This window comes from Faecalibacillus sp. MSK20_93 (assembly GCF_020589945.1).
Taxonomy (GTDB): Bacteria; Bacillota_I; Bacilli_A; order Erysipelotrichales; family Coprobacillaceae; genus Faecalibacillus; species Faecalibacillus intestinalis.
Genome location: NZ_JAJDKA010000005.1, coordinates 56,262 through 77,437, shown reverse-complemented (window position 1 = coordinate 77,437; position 21,176 = coordinate 56,262). Strand labels below are relative to the sequence as shown.

Here is a 21,176-nt window from a genome sequence, read left to right as displayed (position 1 = left end):
AATTTAAAGCAATTTGATTAGCAGTTACTTCTTGAGCAATATTGTTTGATTTGAAGATTTCATTAAAGTCGAAACAATTAATAAAGTTCCTGATGAGCCCATAAAACAGTTTTGAGCAAAGAAATTTCCATAGTTTTCTGTTCCTGCAGCCATCCCTTTAATTTCATCTTCAGTTTTTTCATCAATTTCCCCATATTTAGCAATTGCACATGCTTGTGCCATTGGATTAATTAAAGGACGAATGAATTGTGGATGTCCTCCAATACGTAATGAAAATGCAGAAGCAATAGTACGAATAACTTGCCAAATAGATAATAATCTACCTGTAGTCGCACTTTTAATGCCACTGATAAAATCAACGGCCTTATCACGTAGACCCATACGTTCACATAATCCAATAACTGGCAATGTTAAAATAAATAATGTTGCTGTTCTATTTGTTAAAAAGGCAGAGCCAAGTGTTGATAAAATATCCATAATAGACATTCCACCAACTAAACCTGTAACAATACCAGCAACAACTACGGTAGCTAATGTATCAAATTTTAAAGCAAAACCAATGATAACAATAACTATCCCGATTAATTTGATAGCGTCTCCCATTATATTTTTCCTCCTTAGTGACTTGCAAATTATATACTGAATTACATTTTTTTGCAAATAATCACAAAATAAGAAAAAAATGACATATTCTGCCATTTTTCAACTCTTATTTAATTGGATATTTCTTTTCATTCATTACCATTTTCATTTGAACAATTTCATCTACATCTAGATTTAATCAATCCAATAAATCTTGACAATAAATAATCACATCTGCTAATTCTTTTTTTATCTGCTGTAAATCGTAATTATTATCATCCCATTGGTAGCATTCTTAAAGTTTGCTTGTCTCTATAGATATAGATTTAGCCAAATTAGCTAGTGAATGAAAGACAATCTTCTGTAAACTTTCTAAACGTATTAGTGTTTCACCTTTCATTAAAGCTATCTCCTACTATTTCTTGTTCTAACTTGACATTATTTTTTAACATGTAAGTAATAACTTCATTATTTTTCATAGATTTTAATCTTTTTCTATCATTTTTAGTTAATTTCTTTGTATATGTATCATATTTTTTTAACGTATCTACATCCATATGATACATTTGAAAAGGAATATGTGTCTTTTTACACAAATCGTTATATATATGAAAACCACCAGCATCAATATCACCAAAATGAAGATAATTCACTTCATCACCTAAAAAATCAGAAAGCTTTATTAAAAATTGTTGAATCGCATGATTATGAAAACCATTTGTATAAATGTAAAAATTATCATTTAAAGAAAGATCATGAAAAGATGTTAAATTCTCAATTGTCATTACTTGTTTTGCATCAATATTTTGAATTGTTAAATCTTTAATACATAAACTTGGTAAAACAAAATATTGCTTCATTTGTTTTGAATCAATCAGTTGATTATTAATTTTAAAAATAGCATTTCCTCTAATGTAAACATAAGCTGGATTCTTTCTAATGTAAAAAGTTTCAAAGACCTCATCTTCATTTTCTAAAGAATCATCATAAAAATCATGTACAATATGTAATATTCTTTTTTTATACTTTATTAATTTCTTAGTATCATTTAATATTTTCTCAGAAAATTTTCTAAATGAAATTTCTTCATCTTGATAATACATTCCATTAAGTATTTTTATAACAGAATCTAAATCTTCTAAATCATAACTTTTTAAATAAGGAGAAAGACTTTGATCATACATGATTTTCTTTTTCATTTCATCAATAAAGTCTTTCACAAATCCTTCTACATGATATTCATCAAGCTGATGTAGATAATTCATTATTTTTTCTTTAATTGAGATTCTTTTAAGTTCCTGATATATTTTTTTAATACTGCTTTCTTCTTGATTTAAAATTATTTCTCTATTTCCTGGAATACTTTTCTTAGAAAAAGTAACTAATCCTTCTTCTTTTAATTGAAAAGATATATTTTCTAGTTCTTCAGTAATTTCATAAAAGAAGCTTTGTCCATATTCTGGAAATCTTTTATGCAATACAATAGATATTTTCCTTGGACCATCTCTTTTACCTTTATAGTAACTACTATTTTCATAACGATCAATAAACTCAGTTAAGATCAATTGACGATAATCATTCATCTCTAAATCCTTCGACAAACGATTGTTGTCCCTGTTTAATGACAAGCAATCTTGTATTAACATAAGGAATAATTGTACTTGCTCTTGATGGTGGTACAGCAATAAATGTTTGTATTTCACGTTCATTATAGAACTTAATCATTTCTTGTATTCTTTGTTCATCCATATTATTAAATGCTTCGTCAAAAATAACAACACAACCAAAATCCTCATTTTGATTTCTATTACGAATAACTTGTTCAAAACTTGCTGCCATAATGACATAGAATGGTGTTTGTGTTTCTCCACCAGATTTTTCTTTATTGACTTTAGAAAAATATGCATAATCTCCACTTGCATATTTAATTTTTATATCATAATCTAAATAATTACGATAATCTGTATATTCCATCAACATTTGTTCCGTTTCTTGATCATTTTCTACAGAAGATAATTTAATAAATAAATCATCCATAATTCTTCTTTGACTTTCACTTAATGTTTCAGATAAAAGATTATTCACCATATATTCTTTTCCTGATTGGATGATCTTATAGTATTCTTTAAAATCATCTCTTGAAGTTGGTGAAACACAGAATTCATAGGTTTCACCATTAAAATCTCTTTGTGCTAATCCTTTATTTAATTCAGCAATATCTTTTTTAGCATTTTCAATTTTTTCATTTAATCCAGAAATAAAAGATGTTTTAAATGATTCTTCACATTTTAGTTTTGCTTGTCTTGTTTTTTCTTCTTTAGAAACAATATCCATCTCCTTTAATTGATGGTATCTTTGTTTATAACTTTCAATATCTATTAAAGCATTTTCAAAACCAATATTATATGCATCATTATAGTCTTTCATTTTCATGACTATTTGATTTTCAATTTGGTTTGCCTTTCGTTGATAACCATTTCCTTGTTGTTCAATATCATTTTTCATACCATTAAAATCTTTAGAAAAACGTTTTAAATAAATAACGACTTGTTGATCAGCTACTTGAGTAACATCAACATGCTCCATTTCAAATTGAACTATTTTTTCATGTAATAATTGATATTCTTCTTGAGTTTGTTCAAGTTGTTCTTTAAATGTTTCTAGATTGTTTTCAAGACTTCCTTTTTTCATAAGTGAGTCTTCTTTTTCTCTTTTTGTTTTTTCAAGTTGTTTTTTTACTGCATCACATTCTTCTTGTAAAGAAATAAGTGAATCATCTAAAATTAATTTTTCATAGCGATCATTAATTTCTTGATATTCTTTTAGCAAATTATGATATTCATCAATTAAATCTAAGCGATAGAAGATATGATCTGCTTTGGATTGATTTAATAATGCTTGACCATTTTTTAAATCTTCATAATTTGCTTTTTGTAATTTGATTTCTTGTTTTAGGTTTTCCAATTCTTGTTCAATTGTCGCTAATTGAATTTTAATAGCACCTAATCCAATGTATGGTTTATTGTAAATACGTGGATTGATTGCACGTGCTGTGTAATTTTTATAAAGCATACATGTTGGCGTAATCGCTGTAGCATAATTTCTAAGTTGTGTAACATCATCGACACATTGTACTTTAGAAAGCAACATGTTGACATACCATCTAGCATATGTATTTTTACAATCTAATTGACTTGCAAGTGTGTTTTTAACATCCACATCTTCATATCTTGACATTTTCGCAACATCAACAATTCCTACACCATATATACCTCTTTTATTTTTATATTCTTCATAAACAAGCAATGCATATTCAAAATATTCTGGTTCAATAATTAAATCAAATCTTTGACTATTAAGATATCCTTCTAATGCATTTCGCCATTTTTCATCTTTAACTTCAATATATTCACATAATGGTTTAACTTCAATGGTTTTTCCATAATGACTTGTAAGTTTTTCATTTAGTAATTGAATTAATTCTTGAATTTCTTTTCTATAATAAAGTTGATTTTCTTTAAGAGAATCATATTCTTTACAATATTCATTAAAACGATCAACTGTTTGTGTCATTTCAATTTTTAAATGTGATATTTTTTCAGTAACATCCTTTGTTCTTTTAGAAACTTCTTCTACAATATTTCTAAATGCATGTGTCAATGTTTCTGTTTGATAATCTTGATTTTGAAGAATTTGGATATAACTATTTGGTATTTTTACTTTCTTTAATAATTGTATTTCTTGTTTAATTTCTGTTATAAGAGTTTGATAACTGTTTTCTTTTTTTTCTTTTTCTTTTTTGAGTTGTTCACTTTCTTTTTGTAATTCATTTTTTAAGTTATAGGTTTCGTTTTCTCTTAATGATTCATCTAAACGATGATATCTTTCTTGATAAGTTTCTTCATCTTGATTTAATTGTGTAAGTTTTTGTTGTACAAAATTTAGCTGATCATTTATTTTTTGATATTTCTTTTGGCTATTATCAATAATAGCTTGTAATTGCTTTTCTTGTAATTTTTCTTTTAAACATTCTAAAACATCCATTTGAAAGTGCGTATCTAAATAAGTGTCATATTGACTTACAACACCTTCTAATGATTCACATTCTTTTTTAGATATTTTTAATTTTTCTTCAAGAACTTTATAGTGTTTGATACTGTCTCTTAAATTTTGAATATCAACAAAGTCTTCTTTTAATAAAAAGTCAACAATGAATTGATAAACATTATCAATTGCTTTAAAAGCAAGTGCTCTCGTTACTAAATCAAAATATTTACTTTTAACACCTAAAGCATTTCCAAATAAACTTTCTCCTTCTTTAATTGTATCTTTAAAAATACCTGTTTGTTGATGATCAATTAAAGCTTTTTTAAATTCTTTTCTCGTCAAAACTCTTCTTTCTTCAATAAATGCTACATCGCTGATTTTACAATCAATAATTTGAAAAAAATCTCTATTTAATCTTCCACCAGCTGGTAAATCAATAACAGTTCCAATAATTTGATATTTTTCTGTTTTTTCATCATAAAACTCTAATGCAATATAGGTTGTCACATCACCATTTCTAGCATATTCATGCCCTTCAATTCCTGTTTTACAACGAATATAAGACTCTAATGTACGATTTCCAATATCACTTGCTGCTTTATTAAATTTACATTTACCAGCAGTTAAAACATATTGAATCGCATCTAAAATTGTAGATTTCCCTGTTCCATTTTCTCCAGTAATTAAGGCATTTTTATAGATTTCAAATTCTTCATTAGAAAAAGTATGCCAATTAATCAGTTTCACTTTCGTTAATGTTTTCATCGTGATCTCCTTTTTTATATTGTTGAATACGTTGATTGATTTCATCAATTTTTTGAATTGGTAAAATATAATTAATTGTTGGATAAATAATTAAACGTGTATCATCTTCGTTTAAATCACCAATACGTTCACATATATTATACCTTGACAAGAAATGATAGATATTTTTTAAATCTGTCTTTTTTAGACGTTCGTTATAAATACCAGTTGCTTCTATTTCACTATGAAGTTCCCCAAGGGAAATATGAATAAATTCAGTATCTTGTAACTCTTGTGATTTTTGAAAATAAAGTTTTCTAAGTAACAATAAAACAATTGTTTGCATTTGATTAAGATTTAAATGATTGTAATTATTTAAATTATGGATATAGATTACACGGTCTGCTTTATATAAATGAAAATCATAATCAAGCATCATTAAAAAATCTTTAAATAGTTGTTCATTTTCACTAATAAAATAATAATCTTCGCGATCTCTTTTTCTTCCACCACAAATAAAATTAACCGCTAATAATCGATTTAAAATACGTGAAAATTCTTCTTTTCTTTTTTCAGATAATAACAAATATGCCTGTGACATATTTTTCATCAGTTCATTTTTATTCATCTTCAACTCTCCTTATTATAAATTCTCTAAATTGATAATGATCTTTCTTTATAATATTTTCTTGTGGTTCTATTTTATATAGAGCATTTTGACTATAACCATAAAGCCATGTCAAAATAAATAAAGATAAATCTTTATTTTGATCATAATAATTTGAACCCAATATTGTTTCTTGTTGATCCAAACATTGTAAAACATTTTTTTCAATGGCTGTTTTTGTATATTTTTCATTTTGTTTTAGTTTTTCAATCGCCATTAAACGTGTTTGTTCATCTAATTGTGTATCTAAAATCAAATCCGTATTTTTAACTTTTTTTATTTGTCGTGGTAAATATAAAGAATTTTGATCTAAGTATTTATTAATTGAAATCGTTGCTACTTGATCAAACACTTCTGGACATTCTTGCCCTTCTTTAATGATGTCATTGATTTTTCCACCAATATCTTCTTTTACATTCATTAAAAACATAATACGATTTGTTGCTGAAGCAACAAACTTTTCATTTTTACGATTGATTTCATTAATTAAATCTAAAATACTTTCAAAGGCATCAATAATATAAGATGTTTGTTTATAAAACAAATCCATTGCCTCTTGATAAGTTAAATCTTTAGAAAGCATGATATTTCCTATAATCGTTTCAGATGTTGCTTGATCATCTTGGATTTTTTGAATTTGAGAAATGATACTATTACGATATTTTAAAGGATGATCTTTAGTTGTTAGATTATAAAAAGCACGATCTACTATCTTTAATTGATAATCACTTAATAAAGAATCTAAAATTTGATTTAAATCATTTTTCATATTATCTTGAACAAGACGTTTGATATAACGCTTAATATTTGTATTCAAATTTTTTAATTTTGTCATTAAGCTTTTTGTCATACTATATTGTGCATCAAGAATCTTATGTCCATTTTCAATATCAAAATTTTTAAACTGCGAATAAATACTATAAACCATACTTGAATACTCAATATCACGATCTTCTTCTAAATTTATTAATGTTTCAATGATACTAATAGCATAATCTTCAAAACTAGCATAAACATGGTAATTTTCACCAACTTCTTCACTTAACCATCCACATTCTTTTAATCTTCGATAGACATAAAGTGCGCGCTCTCTTGGTGATTGACTTTGAAGTTCTTCAAGTTCAATTAAGTGACTACTAAAATATTTTGTTAACTCATAAATCAAGTTTTCTTTTAAAGATGCAAAGGATGCATCATCCTTAATATACTCATAAAGAACACAAATACATTCACTGATAACAACACGATCAGCTGTATTAAATATATTAAAAAAGTTTCTTGGTAATGTATCAAATATATTAACCATGGTTACCTCCAATCATTAAAAACTCTTTTTTATTTATAAATAGCTTCGCAATTATAACATTTTTTAAGTTATTAAAAAAGATGCTTTCGCATCTTTATCCTTTTAATCCTCTTGATTGTCGATCCATATCTTCAATAAGAATATCATAGATTTCACCAAGTGTTGAACAATATTCTAAAACCTTCTATAGTTCATTTGTATGAAAATGAATTTTAATCAATTCATCATCTTCAACAGCTAACAAGCAATCTCCCTAAAAATGTGTTGTAAAATATTCACTAATTTCATCTTCATTTAAATTTTTTCCTTCAATTAATAATTGTGTATCAGATTTAAATTCTAAAATAGTTAGCTTCTTTATTTTAATAATGTATAAGCAATAGACGCCATGATTCGTGGGCCTTTATTAAGTACTTCTTCATTGAAATTAAATGATGTGTTATGAGGTGAAGCTGTAATATCTGTCAATAATTTCATATAAGTAGCTTTCCCCCCATGAACTTGGACATATTCCATCATATAAGAAAAATCATCACTACCTCCTAATGGATTTAAATTTTCTGGAGGTGATTTTAAATCGGGCATTTCTTTAACACAAATATTTCGTATTTGATTCATAAAATCTTCATCACAATTGAGCGCAAAAGCTTTTCCCATTTGTTTAATTTCAACAACAGTATCATGCATCAAAGCACAGGCGTTAATAATATCTCTTGCATAAATTTCCATATAACGATTTAATTCTGTCGTTACACCACGTACTTCTATTTCAAGTTTTGCTGTATCAGGAACAACATTTCTACCTGTTCCTGCATGAACCGTTCCTACATTGACACGTGTTTGTCCATCACTGTTTCGAGGAATCGAATGCAAATTAATAATACAGTTAGCTGCTGAAAGCAATGCATTCTTACCGAATTGTGGAGATTCTGCCGCATGTGTTGAAACTCCATGATAAATGACATCTAATTTCGTTGTTGCAAATGATTCATTCATTCCAAAATAAAGATCGTAATCTTTAACACGAGGCATAATATGCGCTGCAAAAATATAATCGACATCATCCAAAAAACCACTTTCACAAATGGACTTTGCTCCTCTTACACCTTCTTCAGCCGGTTGAAAAATAATTTTCAAAGTCCCATGTAAGTGTTCTTTAAGCTCCATCAATATTTTAGCAGTTGTTAAACCAATAGATGCATGACCATCATGTCCACAGGCATGCATCGCTCCTAAATGACAAGAAGAAAAACCTTCTTGTTTTGGATAATGCCCATCTGTTGAATCTTCAACAAGCCCTAAAGCATCAATATCAAAACGAATAGCTACAACAGGCCCTACACCGTTTTTTAAGATACCTGCAACAGCTGTCATTCCATTTTTAACTTGTTCTAAATATTTAGGATTTGCCCCTTCTTTTTTAGCACGTAAATAATTAATATTAAAAATTGCTTCTGGCGGTAATCCCATACGCGCATCTTTATCCATAATTTCTTTTCCTACTAAAACCTCATAACCTAAGTTTTCTAAAGTAGTTGCAATTTGACATGCTGTACGTATTTCTAACCAGCCTCTTTCAGCAAAGTGGTGAAAATCTCGGCGCTGATTAATTGTTTCTTGATGGTATTTTTGTGCAAGTTGTTTGATTGCCTCATACATTTTTATCACTTCCTTGTTGATTTTATTATATCTCAAAATAAAAAATGATGATAGCTTTTTACACTATCATCAATAAGTAATACGACGTTTTCCATCTCTTTTTGAAATATACATTCTTTGATCACATTTATTTAATAAATCTTGTATTGTTTCTTCATCACGAATACCAGCAACGCCAATACTTAATCTTACGATATCATGATAAGCACCAGCATGTAAAATAACATGATCAAAGGCATCTTTAATATCTCTGGCAATTGAAACTGCCCCATCTTTTTGATAAGCTGGTAGAATAACTAAAAATTCGTCTCCGCCATAACGACATGGCTCCATAGTTGGATATTTTTGATGTTTAATATTATTTAAAACAGTTCCAACATGTTTAATAACTTCATCTCCAATATGATGTCCATAATTATCATTAACACTTTTAAAGTTATCTAAATCTAATAACAAAATAGAAAATGGTGTATTATTTTCTAAATATTCTTTATGCAACGTATCTAATTCTGCATGAATAAAACGTCGATTATAAAGTTGTGTTAAAGCATCTATAGCGTTTTCTTGTGAAAGTTCAACATTAAGCTTTGTTAAAATTTTGGCTTTTTCTTGATTTTCTCTAAGTGCCTTTACATCACTTGTCATATCTTCTGTAATAACAAAAACACCGATTGTTTCTCCTTGACTATCATATAACGGATATTTTCTTGTATGTGCAATAATCGTATAGCCATCATGATTTTTTCCTTCAGTTTCTACAACATTAATTGCTTGTCCTGTTTCCATGACACGTTGTTCATCTTCAAAAGCTTGTTTAGCATGTTCTTGTGAATCCGGAAACAAATCAAAATCAGTTTTGCCAATAACTGCTTCCTTATTATTTTTAAATTGTGGATGTTTTTGATAAAACTGATCATTAACATATAAGATTTCACTTTTTCTATTTTTAAACAAAATAACTGATGATCCATCAGCATGAACAATTGACTCAATGAGTTTTAATGGATTCACCTTTAATTTTGTAAATAATTCATCAAATTTCATTTTCCATCACCATTACTATTTTATCTTTGAAATAGCAAAATGTAAAGCCTTTCATCATGTAATGTTTGTTAAAAATTTTTGATTTGGGCAGTATATATAGATTTATTTCCATTAACTAAATAAGCAAAAATACATATAATAAGAAATGCTATCATTTGATGCCCACCAAAGACTTCTAATCCAATCATCATTGGTGCAATTAAAGTATTTGTTGCTGAAGCAAAAACTCCCGTATATCCTAAAGCTACACATAATTCAATAGGCAAATGAAAAATTGGGGCAAGTATAAATCCTAGAGTTGCTCCTATTGAAAATAAGGGTGTTACTTCTCCACCTTGAAATCCAATTGCAAGAGTTACAACAGTAAAAATAAGTTTTAAAAACCAATCATAATAAGTCACATTTCCATAAAATGATAAATCTATTAAATCTGTGCCTAAGCCACTGTATCTTCCTTTAAAAATCATTAGCCCTATCACTAATAAAATAGAAATATAACCTATTCTTTTATAGGGATTTTCTATTTTATTTTTAAAAAATGTTTTTAAAGCAATCAACGACGTTGAAAATATTCTTCCAACAATTCCCAAAATAATTCCTACTAGAATCATTAACATCATATTTTTTAAATCATTCATATTAATACTTTGTTGAATATTTACACTAAACTTTTCCAATCCTAAAAAATGCGACGTATAAGAAGCAGTAAAAGATGCTATAACCCCTGGAAGTAAAGCTTCATACTCTATTTTACCTATAACCATAACTTCCATAGCAAAAAACAAAGCAGTAAGTGGTGTTTGAAATAATCTAGCAAATCCAGCTGCCATTCCGGTAATCAACAAAACTTTTCCATTCTTAGGAAAATGAAAATATTTTGTAAAATAATGAGAGATCGTCGCTCCAATTTTTACAGCCACCCCTTCTCTACCTGCACTTCCTCCAAATAAATGAGTTAACCATGTTCCAATCATAACTAAAGGAATAAGTGCTAAAGGAATCCCTTTTCTTTTTTGTTGACCTGTTTCAAAGACAAGTGTCATTCCTTTTAAACTCAGTTCATTAAAGTGATAGTAAAGCCAAGTAATCACTATTCCTGCAATTGGTAAAAAAGGAATTAAATACCAAAAATATTTATTTCGTATCTCACCTATTAAAATAAGTCCTTTACCAAAAACAGTATCAATACCTCCTACAACGATTCCCATAATACCTGCAAATATCATATACTTTAATAATTCTTTTTTATTTTCAATGTTTCCTCCTACAAAAAAAGCTAATCACCCTGTGTATTACACAGAAGTCATTAGCCAAATAGCGGTTTCGATATAAATCGAGGGAGAACCTCATTCCCATGGATTAAACTTATCATATTTTTTAAGATAAAACAATAATTATAATAAATTTTTATCTCTTAAAATATGTCCATTTGTATAATCAATATCATCAACATGATTGATCATTCCTTGATGATATTTCTTTTGATTAATATTATGATAACTTACAATATTAAAATGAACTTCTTGATCTACTGCAACAACGATTAAGTTTTGTCTTTTTTGATGCTCATTCTTTTCTTGTGCTTTAAAGACATAAATATATTTAAAACATTGTTTGAGTGTTTTTACAACATTCTTTATATTTTGACTATATTTACCACTTAATGAACCAATGATATTTGTTATATAAATTCCTTGTGGGTTTAAAGATTCTTTTATTCTTTTGATTGCTTCCAATGAATGAAGTTCTAATACTAAATTTTCACCAATAAAGACATCACTTAAAATAGCATCATATTTCTTTTTGTTCCTATTTATATAATCTCTTCCATTTTCAAAATAACAATGAAATCTATTTTTATTCTTATCAAATTTATTAATAGTTTCTTCTAAATAGAAGTATTTATTAGAAATATCATAAAGAACTTTGTTAATTTCAACAACATCAATATTTCCTTGATGATGTGCTAAAAAATATTTAGGGTAATGAAAAGCACCACCACCAATTAATAAAACATCATTAATTTGTCTATCTTCTAAATAATTTTCATCAAACATTAAATCAAATAAATACATATATTCAAAAAGTAATTCATTTTGTAATTCTTCTTCTATATAAGTTGCTGATTCCATACCACCATCTATATCAAGAACTCTTACTCGATGCTTATCATGTCGACCATAGCTAATGGTAATATGTCCATAAGGGCTTTCTATTTCAATCTTATCGTTATACAATTCTTATTACCCTACCTTTAAAATTTAAATGGATCCCAATTTGGTTTTCCACTATCATAGTAATCACATGATTCTTGCCAAGATTTCATTTCATCTTTAATGGTATCGCATAAACATTTATAGTCATCTTTTTTAAATTTATCATGATTCATCATTGATTTATAAAACTTTTTAAAACTAGCTGCTGTTTCTTTTATAGAATTTGGTGAAGACCACATACATTTTTTAATAAAGAAATCTCTAAAGAACAAATCAACTTCATTATTAACTTCTTCATAATTTGCATTATTACGATTTAATAAATATTCATTGATAAAAAAATCAACATTTTGTACATGTTTCTTAATTGTTTTATCAGATAGATTTGAAAGATCTTCTTTAAAAATATTTAATAATTCTTCATGTTGTTTTTCAATTTTTTCTTTGTCAAACGGTTCTTTAAAATACATAGACATATCTCCTTTGGTTTTAAACTATTATAATCAACTTTCTTTTATCTAATTTTATCATATTTAATAATTGTTCCATACTAATTCTAAAAATAATTTAAAAACAGGAATATTACAACAGAATTGTTGTTCATCCTGTTTTATTATTATTTATTAATATCTAATACTGCATAACATGCATCTCTAAACGCATCAAAGCAAAATTTGCTTTTTTACAATCACCAATAATATGAGTTGATATGTCAAGTTTTTCATAATCACTTGTGTCATTTGATTTAAAACAACTACCATAATAACACCATCTTATAAATATTCTTTTCCATTTGCAATAACAACTTTTTTAGGATGTAAAGTCATAGAGAGACTATCTGTTGCTTCTTCTAATAATCCTGGATTTCTTATTCACGTAATATGTTTGATACTTGGATTATACAAAGAATTACAAAAGTAATCATAACAGCCTTGATTACATCCAATACAATAACGAATTTGATTCACTTGACCATTTTTAGCTTTATTACAAAAATTTGCATCGACAAGTTGCGCACGCGCCATTACAATTAAATCTGCTTTATCATCTTCTAATATCTTTTCAGCAACTTCAGGAGTATTGATACGTCCACAAGGCATTGTAAACTTTCCTGTTTCTTTACGAATACGTTCACCATCTTCTACATTGAATCCATTTTTAATATCTACAGGAGCTACTTCATAAAGAGTTACAGCTGTTATAATATTTCCACGTGATATATTTAAAACATTGACACCATATTCTTTGGCATCTTTACAAAAGTCAATCACTTCTTTAAGAATTAATCCACTTTCAAGCATATCATCATGACAATCTATTTTCAAAAATAGAGGCATGTCTTCTGGTATATTTTGACGAATAGCTTTAATACATTAAAGTGGAAATTTCTATTGATTTTCAAAACTCCCACCCCATTCATTACTTCGATGATTGATTCCACTAGAAAGCATTGAGTGTGGTAAATAATTATGAGCACAATGAAATTCTAAAAAATCAAATCCAGCTTCAACTGAACATTTAGCTACCTCACCAAACTTATTAATGACATCTAATAATCTCTCAAAAGTAATTTCTTGCATAGTATATTCTGCATTTACTGGTATATCATTTGGAACTAGAATTTTTGCTTTTTAATCTAAAGCAACAGCTAAACCTCCTTGCCAAAGTTGAATACATGTTTTATCACCAGCATCATGTACTACATCATTTAATTTTTTTAAGCCATTAGTATACTTATCTTCAGCTATAAATAAAAATCCAAAATGTGCACTTGCTTTGTCAACAGCAGTAACCTCAACCGTATTTAAACCATTGCCACCCTTAGCACGTGCTACATGATAAGCAATCAACTTATCTATAACACTTTTTCTGCCTTCACTTTCCACACTTTCATGCGTGCCTATCGCAGACATCATAACACGATTTTTTAATTCCATGCCACGAATCTGTATCGGTTCAAATAATTTATCAAATATTTCTTTTTCCTCCTAAGCGTTTGCTTTTTTTCTCTTAATCATAGCATTATGCAAAAGTGGTATCAAACAAAATATAGAGAAATTAATTTTTAAATCCATTTTTTTATGTTAAAATTTTATATAAATATATAACTACTCATTGATTATATGTCTATCATTAACTATCATCTTACCTTTTTTTATTGTATTTGCATTAATGGCACTCATTGGTAAATTACATCTTATGTTATTTAGAAAAATCGATATTACTTATGAAATAACAGATGATATTAAAGATGTCCTTCAAGAAAAAATAAATGCATGGAATTCATTACTTAGTTGTGATGGCTTATGGATTGAAACAAAAACATCAAAAGTAAAAAATAAAAAAATTGCATCTGGAGCAAAAAATTATATTTCAAGAGAAAAAGTAAAGCTTGTCAAAAAAATACCATTCTATTTACAAACAAATATCAATACTATACGTTTTGATGCAAATAAAGTATCTTATTACATTTTCCCTGATAGATTAATAATAATATCAAATAATAAAGCCGGTGCTATACCATATGATGATATTGAATTTGATGGAAAATCAACAACATTTGTTGAATCTCAAAAAGTTCCTAATGATACAAAAATAGTTAATTATACATGGAAGTATGTAAATAAAAATGGCAATCCTGATAAAAGATATAAAAATAACGTACGCTATCCTATTTGTGAATATGCAAATATTTACATGAAATCAAAAACAGGATTAAATACAGTATTTTTATTATCTTCACTTGAAAAAGCAAATAAATTTTATGGTGTTATGACAAACATAAATAATTAAAATGAATTGTGAAAAAATAAATTTAGTCTTAATAAAAACAACTTATTTTGACGATTTAATAAAAAAAGAATACCTTTAAAGTCTGGTATTCACTGAATGAGAAAATTTTAGGAGGTTAAGATAATGAATACAATCATTAGTATTATTGTAATTATACTTATATTTATTTTTATTGGATATTTTATTATTGACTATAAAAAAAACAACTCACTCTCAGTAAAAGAGTACATCAATAATAATTTGGACAATATATTCATTACGCTCAGTCTATTATTTTCCCTTTTTGGTTTCGTAGTTATGATTAGCAACCTTATACAATTTTTTTGTCACTTAATAAAAAATAATTCTGGTATTTATAATGGATTTGCTATTTTAGCATTTGGTATTTCATTATTTAGCATAGGTGAATCTATACAACAAACAAGAAAAAGTAATGAGGAGACCATTCAATTTAAAGATGACATTAATAGTAAACTTGATGAAATATCCAATAAATTGGAATCGTTAAATCCATTGAATGAAGATTTGCATGGCGAAATTGAAAAACTGAAAGAACAAAATCAAGAAATAATAGGTTTATTAAAAGAAAAAAATCAAACAAATGTTCATATTTATGTAAATGAAGAAGATAAAAACAAAAAAACAAGAAAAAATGGTGAATACAAAAAATAATCAAAATTAAGAGGAAGGAGGGATTGTAAATGGATGAAAAAGATAAACAATTATGCGAAACAACATTTGCAGTAGAAAGCGCAAAACAAGCAGCAAAGTTAGGAAAAGATGTAGCTAGCGATATTGTTAGACCAACTTCAAAAAGTATTGGAGAAAACATAGGACTTTTAGTTGATGGTGTTTTTGGATGGTTAGGTGTATGGGGACAAATGCAAAAAATTAGACAAGAAAAAAATCTAGAAGAATTCAAAAAAGAAATAAATAAAAACATTGAAGCTATTCCTCAAGACAATTTAAAGGAACCAACAATGTATATCATTGGTCCTGCTATTGAAGCATCTAAATATTACTATGAAGAAGCACAATTCAAAGAAATGTTTGCAAAATTAATTGCTGCATCATGTGATGATAGAGATAATGACAAGATTTCACCATATTTTGTTGAAGCAATTAAACAAATATCTCATAAAGAAGCAATGATTCTTACTCTTTTTAGAGATAAGAAAACAAGTGCGTTACCTATCGTTAATTATAGGCTTATTTTAAAAACTATTGGCGAAAAATATTATGAAAAATATGTATTTATTCACGATAATCCAGATAATATACGCAAATATTCTGATTCGTTAATTAATTTACAACGTTTAGGTCTTGTCAGCCTTGATTTTCAGAACTGGCTTACTGATAACAATTTCTATCAAATTTATAAAGATAACGTTTTTTTTAAAAACACAAAACAAGAAATACTTAAAAATATAGAGAACCCTGATTTTGAATGTAGAGATTTTGATATTCAAAAAGGAATCCTAGAATTAACCCCTTTAGGAAAAAATTTTATTGATCTATGTCTATAACTTTTGATAGTTCTTTTTTAGCCAACTCAATCAGTTCTATCTCATGTTTCAGTACAATTGTTTCTAATTGATGGCTAATGATGTTGCAACATATGAAAATAGTACCTATACATAACAATGTGCATATTATCAATTTCATTTTTTCACTGCCTTTCTAGTTGTTTCAATTATCTCATTTTCAAGCCTGCGTTGATTTGAAATGACTTTTGAAACATAAAAAACACCGAATAAGCTGCATATACCAACTGTAATTAAAATTACTAAAATATAAATATAAATATCACTCATACTTATACCACCTTTCTTTGATATAAGTATAGCTAATATATGGTATCAATTCAAATTATAAAAATATTAAGAAAAGAGGAAAAACAAATGAAAAAATTATTAAGTCTAGTATTAATTGGAACTTTAGTTCTATCTCTAACTGCATGTGGAAATAGCAGTTCAAAAGACAATTTATCTTCAAAAGAAACAACTACAACAAAAAAAGAAGAAAAGAAAGAACCTTTAAATTTAACAGGGACTTGGAAATCAGATGAAAATGAGGGCACATGGATGGAAGCTACAATTTCTGATAACGTTATTTCTATCGATTGGGTGACGGATGAAGGAAAAACAAAAGCAACTTATTGGGTTGGTTCATATGATGCTCCTACTACTGCCAATAGTGAATATTCATGGGTATCTAATAATGACCATGAAAAAACTAAAAATGCACTATTAGCTTCAAATGATGATACAAAAGAATTTACATATAAAAATGATATTCTTTCATTTACCGCTTCTATGCAAGGTGTCAGCAAAGTAGTTGAACTAAAGAAACAATAATATGAAAAATACCAACCACGATAAAAACCTGGATTACATTTATGATAATCATCCTGATATGCTGGATTCTTATATAGATGTCTATGAAAATTCAATATTTGCTGTTGATCATGAGATATCTCCTGAAGATATGGATGACATCATGCAAATGATAGAAGCTTTCAAGATAGACAAGTTTAGAAGTTTAAATTAGATATTACGCCTGTTTTTTTCGTTATGGGCGTTTTATTATACAAAATATGAGAGGAGTCGTGATATATGATTAGAAAAAGACCTGCAAAAAAAGCAAAAAACGGATATACTTATCAAGTTTATTTTTATTACAGAGACATGTTTGACAAAAGAAAGTATTATTCTAAAAGTGGGTTTTTAACAAAAAAAGAGGCACAGATACATGAGACTGAAATGAAGGCTAGATTAAAAGAAAAAGGCACTTTGAATCAAGGAACAAATAAAACATTTAATGATGTGTTTGAAGAATTTATGGAATCTGAAGGAAAAAACTTATCATTAAACACAATTAGAAGAAAGAAAGTTACATTTGACAAGTATATAAAAAACTCGTTTGGAAATTCTAAAATAAACTTGTTCAGCAATTATGCTTTTTTACAAAGTATTTTCAATAGCTTAGAAGAAATGACATTTTCAACAGTTAAAACTGTCAGATACATCGTTAAAAATGTAACTTCATTTGCAATTAAAATGGAATATATAGACAGTTCACCCATGAACCTTGTAACATTTAAATGGGCTGAAAAAGAAGAAAAAGAAAAAAAGATAGTTCCTTTTGAAACTTTTATTCAAGCATATAATGAGTTGGATGATAGCTATGCAATTACCATTGCTATTGGATATTATACAGGCATGAGAATCGCTGAAATTCTAGCATTGAAAGAAAGTGATATTGATTTTGAAAATAATGAAATAAACATTCATAATCAATTGATCTATTCAGGAAGGAATATAAAGGAATATAAAGTTGTTTCAAAATTGAAAACAAAAAAATCAAAAGACACTATACCTTTGAATAACCAATTAAAAGAAATATTATTGGAATATTTGAAAACGCATCATAATGAATATATTTGTCAAAAAAATAATCAATTCTATTATGTTAGCTATTTTAATAGGATTTTAAAAAATAAATATGGGTTTACTTGTCATGACCTAAGACATACATTTGCTTCCACTTTATATGAAAATAATGTAGATATAAAAACTACCCAGGAATTATTAAGACATAGTAATATTAAGACTACTTTAGATATCTATACTCATCTAAAAGAAAACAAGAAATTAGATACTGTAAACGATGTTTTCAAAACAAAAGATGTCAAAAGTATGCCAAAAAGCAAAATCAACTAATATGTAATCAGCTGAAAGTATTGATATATCAACGTTTTTTATCATAATAAAAAGAAAATAGATAGTCCAAGTAAGACACATTATAAATAGTACATTTTATTCATGGATCATCGGTTTTGGTGGACGTATTCAAATTGCGGATAATGATGTACATAAAAAACAATTTAAAGATTTTTTAATGGAAAATTTTATAAATAAAAATAATGCTGATTAAAACGTATTCAGCATTTTTTCATCTAATATACTTATAACAGGTGTTTTACAATTACACTGAAAATCCATTAATTTTCAGTGTACTTGTAAAGATAGAGCAATAAAATATTCATCAATATTTACAGCTTCTTCAATTGCAACAGCAATGGCAACAGTAGCTTCAACACAAAAAATTCTTCTTATTAAAAAAGAAGTGTTTTTCACACTTCCTAAGCATTTTCTTTTTTCATTTTTTTACTTAAATAAATATAGAAACATACATTTAGTATAATACCAACAATTGTCGCAATTGGTGCAGCTAAACCAATATTTGTTAAATTTGCATGTGGTTGAATTGACATATAGTAAGAAAGTGGTAAACGTACAAGAAGTGTTTGAATAAGTCCTTGTACCATGACCCATACCGTTTGATAATGACCATTAAAATAACCAACCATACTAAATAATACTGCTGTTACAATTGTTTCAATAGCAAATCCTTTTAAATAAGCATACCCTTGTAAAATAACGGCTTTTTCTGTTGTAAAAATACTTGTAAGTAAATCTCCTTTAAATAAAACTGAGATAAAGACAACAACACCAATTATTAAGCCAATACCCATTCCTGTAAACATTGCATGTTTTGCTCTTTTTTCATCACCAGCACCCACATTTTGGGCAACAAAAGAAGCCATTGATTGCATTAATGAACTTGGTACTAACATGGCAAAGTTAACGATTTTACAAGCAACACCATAACCGGATGATGCTTCTAATCCTAAACGGTTAATAAAAGCACATAAAGCTAAAAATGAAATTTGTGTTAAACATTCTTGAAGCACTAATGGTAATCCAATTTTTAAAGCTTGAACACAATGTGGATTGATTTTAAAATCATGCTTTGTAATTTTAAATGGTAATTTTCTTTTAAATAATAACATTAAAGCAAACACAACACTGATTGCTTGGGCAAAGACAGTGGCCATGGCGGCTCCTGCTGCATCTAAGTGTAATCCTGCAACAAGAACTAAATCACCAATAATATTAATAACACAGGCAACTGCCACAAATAAAAGAGGTGATTTACTATCGCCTAAACCTCTAAAGATTGCTGATAATAGATTATAAGCAACAATAAAGAAAATACCTGCCCCACAAATTCTTACATAAGTAGCAGTTAAACCAAGTGCTTCTTTAGGTGCTTGCATTAAAGTTGAAATTGGTGATGCTAACGTAATCATAACTACAAATATAATTGCAGAAATAATTGCAAAAACTACCGTTGCTCCTCCTATTAAAGCACCAATCGAATTCATTTTCTTTTCACCAATATATCTTGCAATTAAAACTGTAATTCCCATCGCAAATTGTGTTACCACAAATGTTATCAAGTTTAAAACTTGACTTCCTGTAGAAACTGCTGAAAGTCCTGCTGTTGTTCCAAACCTTCCAACAACAAGTAAATCAACCGCTCCATAAGCCGCTTGTAAAATAAGCGCACCTAAAACAGGAATCATAAACAACGTTAATTTTTTTAAAATACTTCCCTGTGTAAAATCCGATTTAGAGTGATCCATTATTTTTCTCTCCCTTCACACATAATTTCATAAAACTTTTCAATAGTTTGAATCATACAATCTGCTTCATCATTAGAAACATGATTCAAACACAAGGCTAATTTTTGAAAATAATCTTTATTGTATTTTTCAAAAATCATTTTTCCTTCTTTTGTAACGGTCACATAAGTGACACGTCCATCATGTTTAGCTGTTTCTTTTTTTAAATATCCTTTTTCTTCCATTGCATTAATTGTACGTGTAACTCCCGGACGAGGAAGATTTAAAACTTCACTCACATCTGAAACCTTCACTTTTTGATTTTTTTCTTCAAGTTCGATAATCGTTTCTAAATAACGTACATAGGATGGTAAAACTCCTTCAGGAAGTTTAGGCAACATATCTAAAATCCTTTTAGCCATGTAACAGCTATCTAACATTTCTTTTACTTTTTCGCTTTTCATTAATTTCTCCTATTAATTACCAATGTTAATTATCATTGGTAATTATATAATTATAAAAAAGATTGTCAAGAAAAAAGATACTAACAAATTGTCAATATCTTTTAATCGTTACGCTCTATAGAAAACCCAAATAACAACACTTTTTAATCTTCATCTAAAATAGAAGTATTAGTAGCTAGACCAT

General features: G+C 27.6%; 20 protein-coding genes, 2 pseudogenes and 1 riboswitch. Of the genes and pseudogenes, 6 read left to right on the top strand and 16 right to left on the bottom strand.

Annotated features, from left to right (window positions below; all coding sequences use genetic code 11):
- Positions 1-24 precede the first annotated feature (24 nt).
- The 12 genes and pseudogenes from LJD34_RS03020 to LJD34_RS02965 all read right to left on the bottom strand — a co-directional run bounded on the left by LJD34_RS03020 (position 25) and on the right by LJD34_RS02965 (position 14,241).
- Positions 25-603: a DUF969 domain-containing protein gene (locus LJD34_RS03020; protein ID WP_227359147.1), complete on the bottom strand. Its 579-nt coding sequence runs from the start codon at positions 601-603 to the stop codon at positions 25-27.
- A 368-nt stretch (positions 604-971) separates the two neighbouring features.
- Entirely contained in the window at positions 972-2,165 is a 1,194-nt protein-coding gene (locus LJD34_RS03015; RefSeq protein WP_158562539.1) for a Wadjet anti-phage system protein JetD domain-containing protein, read from the bottom strand.
- Positions 2,158-5,394 carry an ATP-binding protein gene (locus LJD34_RS03010; RefSeq protein ID WP_195932889.1) on the bottom strand — a complete coding sequence of 1,079 codons (3,237 nt, stop codon included), beginning with the start codon at positions 5,392-5,394 and terminating at the stop codon, positions 2,158-2,160. Before LJD34_RS03010 ends, LJD34_RS03015 begins: the two co-directional genes overlap by 8 nt.
- Entirely contained in the window at positions 5,363-6,001 is a 639-nt protein-coding gene (locus LJD34_RS03005; protein WP_022002533.1) for a DUF4194 domain-containing protein, read from the bottom strand. Before LJD34_RS03005 ends, LJD34_RS03010 begins: the two co-directional genes overlap by 32 nt.
- The gene (locus LJD34_RS03000; protein ID WP_118748688.1) at positions 5,994-7,346 is read right to left on the bottom strand and encodes a Wadjet anti-phage system protein JetA family protein; all 1,353 of its coding nucleotides are present in this window, start codon (positions 7,344-7,346) and stop codon (positions 5,994-5,996) included. Before LJD34_RS03000 ends, LJD34_RS03005 begins: the two co-directional genes overlap by 8 nt.
- 94 nt (positions 7,347-7,440) lie before the next feature.
- A pseudogene (locus LJD34_RS02995) lies at positions 7,441-7,692 on the bottom strand (kinase to dihydroxyacetone kinase).
- Positions 7,693-7,703: 11 nt separating this feature from the next.
- Entirely contained in the window at positions 7,704-9,005 is a 1,302-nt protein-coding gene (locus tag LJD34_RS02990; protein WP_118748687.1) for an amidohydrolase, read from the bottom strand.
- A gap of 69 nt (positions 9,006-9,074) precedes the next feature.
- Entirely contained in the window at positions 9,075-10,049 is a 975-nt protein-coding gene (locus tag LJD34_RS02985) for a GGDEF domain-containing protein (protein WP_117792761.1), read from the bottom strand.
- A 68-nt stretch (positions 10,050-10,117) separates the two neighbouring features.
- Positions 10,118-11,257 (bottom strand): chloride channel protein, encoded by a 1,140-nt coding sequence (locus LJD34_RS02980; protein ID WP_227359146.1) that lies wholly within the window; start codon positions 11,255-11,257, stop codon positions 10,118-10,120.
- Between the two features lie 82 nt (positions 11,258-11,339).
- Positions 11,340-11,412: riboswitch (Fluoride riboswitch) on the bottom strand.
- A 31-nt stretch (positions 11,413-11,443) separates the two neighbouring features.
- A complete protein-coding gene (locus tag LJD34_RS02975; protein ID WP_227359145.1) occupies positions 11,444-12,286 on the bottom strand; it encodes a spermidine synthase in 843 nt (280 codons plus the stop codon).
- 17 nt (positions 12,287-12,303) lie between these two features.
- Positions 12,304-12,735: a recombinase gene (locus LJD34_RS02970; RefSeq protein WP_195932886.1), complete on the bottom strand. Its 432-nt coding sequence runs from the start codon at positions 12,733-12,735 to the stop codon at positions 12,304-12,306.
- Between the two features lie 402 nt (positions 12,736-13,137).
- A pseudogene (locus tag LJD34_RS02965) lies at positions 13,138-14,241 on the bottom strand (NADH:flavin oxidoreductase).
- Between the two features lie 223 nt (positions 14,242-14,464).
- Here LJD34_RS02965 and LJD34_RS02960 point away from each other — a divergent pair.
- From LJD34_RS02960 to LJD34_RS02950, 3 genes are all read left to right on the top strand, one after another.
- Positions 14,465-15,058: a hypothetical protein gene (locus LJD34_RS02960; protein ID WP_227359144.1), complete on the top strand. Its 594-nt coding sequence runs from the start codon at positions 14,465-14,467 to the stop codon at positions 15,056-15,058.
- Positions 15,059-15,181: 123 nt separating this feature from the next.
- Positions 15,182-15,730: a UPF0184 family protein gene (locus LJD34_RS02955; RefSeq protein ID WP_227359143.1), complete on the top strand. Its 549-nt coding sequence runs from the start codon at positions 15,182-15,184 to the stop codon at positions 15,728-15,730.
- A gap of 29 nt (positions 15,731-15,759) precedes the next feature.
- Complete coding sequence (locus tag LJD34_RS02950) at positions 15,760-16,584, top strand: DUF4393 domain-containing protein (protein WP_227359142.1); 825 nt, start codon at positions 15,760-15,762, stop codon at positions 16,582-16,584.
- Positions 16,585-16,719: 135 nt separating this feature from the next.
- Here LJD34_RS02950 and LJD34_RS02945 read toward each other — a convergent pair whose 3' ends face one another.
- Positions 16,720-16,872 carry a hypothetical protein gene (locus LJD34_RS02945; protein WP_227359141.1) on the bottom strand — a complete coding sequence of 51 codons (153 nt, stop codon included), beginning with the start codon at positions 16,870-16,872 and terminating at the stop codon, positions 16,720-16,722.
- A gap of 87 nt (positions 16,873-16,959) precedes the next feature.
- On the opposite strand from LJD34_RS02945, the gene LJD34_RS02940 reads away from it, so the two are divergent.
- The 3 genes from LJD34_RS02940 to LJD34_RS02930 all read left to right on the top strand — a co-directional run bounded on the left by LJD34_RS02940 (position 16,960) and on the right by LJD34_RS02930 (position 18,780).
- Complete coding sequence (locus LJD34_RS02940; protein WP_227359140.1) at positions 16,960-17,415, top strand: lipoprotein; 456 nt, start codon at positions 16,960-16,962, stop codon at positions 17,413-17,415.
- Between the two features lies 1 nt (position 17,416).
- On the top strand, positions 17,417-17,608 hold the full coding sequence (locus LJD34_RS02935) for a hypothetical protein (RefSeq protein ID WP_227359139.1): 192 nt from the start codon (positions 17,417-17,419) through the stop codon (positions 17,606-17,608).
- A gap of 65 nt (positions 17,609-17,673) precedes the next feature.
- Complete coding sequence (locus LJD34_RS02930; protein WP_117574467.1) at positions 17,674-18,780, top strand: site-specific integrase; 1,107 nt, start codon at positions 17,674-17,676, stop codon at positions 18,778-18,780.
- Between the two features lie 288 nt (positions 18,781-19,068).
- Here the strand turns inward: LJD34_RS02930 and LJD34_RS16350 are convergent, their stop codons facing one another.
- Genes LJD34_RS16350 through LJD34_RS02920 form a run of 3 tightly spaced genes read right to left on the bottom strand, consistent with a single transcriptional unit; the run spans position 19,069 to position 20,992 of the window.
- Positions 19,069-19,197 carry a hypothetical protein gene (locus LJD34_RS16350; protein ID WP_264474777.1) on the bottom strand — a complete coding sequence of 43 codons (129 nt, stop codon included), beginning with the start codon at positions 19,195-19,197 and terminating at the stop codon, positions 19,069-19,071.
- Positions 19,198-19,202: 5 nt separating this feature from the next.
- Positions 19,203-20,549: an MATE family efflux transporter gene (locus LJD34_RS02925; RefSeq protein ID WP_227359138.1), complete on the bottom strand. Its 1,347-nt coding sequence runs from the start codon at positions 20,547-20,549 to the stop codon at positions 19,203-19,205.
- Positions 20,549-20,992, bottom strand: coding sequence for a MarR family winged helix-turn-helix transcriptional regulator (locus tag LJD34_RS02920; protein WP_107029368.1), 444 nt, complete (start codon positions 20,990-20,992; stop codon positions 20,549-20,551). Before LJD34_RS02920 ends, LJD34_RS02925 begins: the two co-directional genes overlap by 1 nt.
- Positions 20,993-21,176: the final 184 nt, after the last annotated feature.

What these genes read in the sequence shown, in the direction of transcription:
- LJD34_RS02985 (WP_117792761.1), bottom strand. Translation starts at nt 10,049, where the DNA reads ATGAAATTTGATGAATTATTTACAAAATTAAAGGTGAATCCATTAAAA.
- LJD34_RS02920 (WP_107029368.1), bottom strand. Translation starts at nt 20,992, where the DNA reads ATGAAAAGCGAAAAAGTAAAAGAAATGTTAGATAGCTGTTACATGGCT.
- LJD34_RS02935 (WP_227359139.1), top strand. Translation starts at nt 17,417, where the DNA reads ATGAAAAATACCAACCACGATAAAAACCTGGATTACATTTATGATAAT.
- LJD34_RS02980 (WP_227359146.1), bottom strand. Translation starts at nt 11,257, where the DNA reads ATGGGAATCGTTGTAGGAGGTATTGATACTGTTTTTGGTAAAGGACTT.
- LJD34_RS03010 (WP_195932889.1), bottom strand. Translation starts at nt 5,394, where the DNA reads ATGAAAACATTAACGAAAGTGAAACTGATTAATTGGCATACTTTTTCT.
- LJD34_RS02970 (WP_195932886.1), bottom strand. Translation starts at nt 12,735, where the DNA reads ATGTATTTTAAAGAACCGTTTGACAAAGAAAAAATTGAAAAACAACAT.
- LJD34_RS03020 (WP_227359147.1), bottom strand. Translation starts at nt 603, where the DNA reads ATGGGAGACGCTATCAAATTAATCGGGATAGTTATTGTTATCATTGGT.
- LJD34_RS02950 (WP_227359142.1), top strand. Translation starts at nt 15,760, where the DNA reads ATGGATGAAAAAGATAAACAATTATGCGAAACAACATTTGCAGTAGAA.
- LJD34_RS02945 (WP_227359141.1), bottom strand. Translation starts at nt 16,872, where the DNA reads ATGAGTGATATTTATATTTATATTTTAGTAATTTTAATTACAGTTGGT.
- LJD34_RS02930 (WP_117574467.1), top strand. Translation starts at nt 17,674, where the DNA reads ATGATTAGAAAAAGACCTGCAAAAAAAGCAAAAAACGGATATACTTAT.
- LJD34_RS02960 (WP_227359144.1), top strand. Translation starts at nt 14,465, where the DNA reads ATGTTATTTAGAAAAATCGATATTACTTATGAAATAACAGATGATATT.
- LJD34_RS03005 (WP_022002533.1), bottom strand. Translation starts at nt 6,001, where the DNA reads ATGAATAAAAATGAACTGATGAAAAATATGTCACAGGCATATTTGTTA.
- LJD34_RS03000 (WP_118748688.1), bottom strand. Translation starts at nt 7,346, where the DNA reads ATGGTTAATATATTTGATACATTACCAAGAAACTTTTTTAATATATTT.
- LJD34_RS02955 (WP_227359143.1), top strand. Translation starts at nt 15,182, where the DNA reads ATGAATACAATCATTAGTATTATTGTAATTATACTTATATTTATTTTT.
- LJD34_RS02940 (WP_227359140.1), top strand. Translation starts at nt 16,960, where the DNA reads ATGAAAAAATTATTAAGTCTAGTATTAATTGGAACTTTAGTTCTATCT.
- LJD34_RS02925 (WP_227359138.1), bottom strand. Translation starts at nt 20,549, where the DNA reads ATGGATCACTCTAAATCGGATTTTACACAGGGAAGTATTTTAAAAAAA.
- LJD34_RS02990 (WP_118748687.1), bottom strand. Translation starts at nt 9,005, where the DNA reads ATGTATGAGGCAATCAAACAACTTGCACAAAAATACCATCAAGAAACA.
- LJD34_RS03015 (WP_158562539.1), bottom strand. Translation starts at nt 2,165, where the DNA reads ATGAATGATTATCGTCAATTGATCTTAACTGAGTTTATTGATCGTTAT.